This window comes from Bradyrhizobium sp. P2_E8 (genome assembly GCF_056403875.1).
Genome location: NZ_JBFUES010001853.1, coordinates 1 through 613 on the forward strand (window position 1 = coordinate 1; position 613 = coordinate 613).

1 protein-coding gene and 1 pseudogene are annotated in these 613 nt (G+C 72.3%); both read right to left on the reverse strand.

Annotated elements, in window-relative coordinates; all coding sequences use genetic code 11:
* The coding region (locus AC1D00_RS44310) for an ATP-binding cassette domain-containing protein (protein WP_477015100.1) at positions 1-498 on the reverse strand (498 nt) is incomplete at its 3' end.
* Positions 495-613, reverse strand: a pseudogene (gene oppD, locus AC1D00_RS44315) (oligopeptide ABC transporter ATP-binding protein OppD); the annotation flags it as partial. The gene AC1D00_RS44310 and the pseudogene oppD, both read right to left, overlap by 4 nt.

Genomic DNA, 613 nt, shown 5'->3' on the forward strand with positions numbered 1-613 from the left:
CGCCAGCACGATGCGCTGGCGTTGCCCGCCGGACAGTGCGCCCGGATAGCGCGCGCCATGCGCGGGCGTGAGTTCGACCGCCCGCAGCAACTCGCGGACACGTTCCTCGCGTTCGGCGGGCTCACCTACCCCATGAATGTCCAGAGGCTCCCGGATCTGGGTGGCGACCGGCAGCCGCCGGTCCAGCGCACCCAGCGGGTCCTGGAAGATCATCTGCATGCGCGCGCGTTGTGCGCGCCAGGCGGCCGCCCCGGGCGCGGCCATCGGCTTGCCGTCGAACCGCACCTCGCCGCGATCGGGAGGCTCGAGGCCGAGCACGATGCGGCCCGTGGTGGATTTGCCCGAGCCGGACTCGCCGACGAGACCCAGCGTTTCGCCCTTGGGGATCGTCAGCGACACGCCGTCGACGGCATGAACAGCCGTGCTGCGGCCGAACATCCCGGAGCGCATGCTGTAACTGCGCGAGATCGAAGTCACCTCGACGAGCGGCGCGCTCATTCGGCGGCGATCCCGAGCAGCGCGCGGCGCGAGGCCTCGGCGCGGATGCATGCGACCGCGCGGTCGTTCGCAATCGGTGCCAGGCTCGGCGCGGCGAGGCCGCACGGCTCAGCCG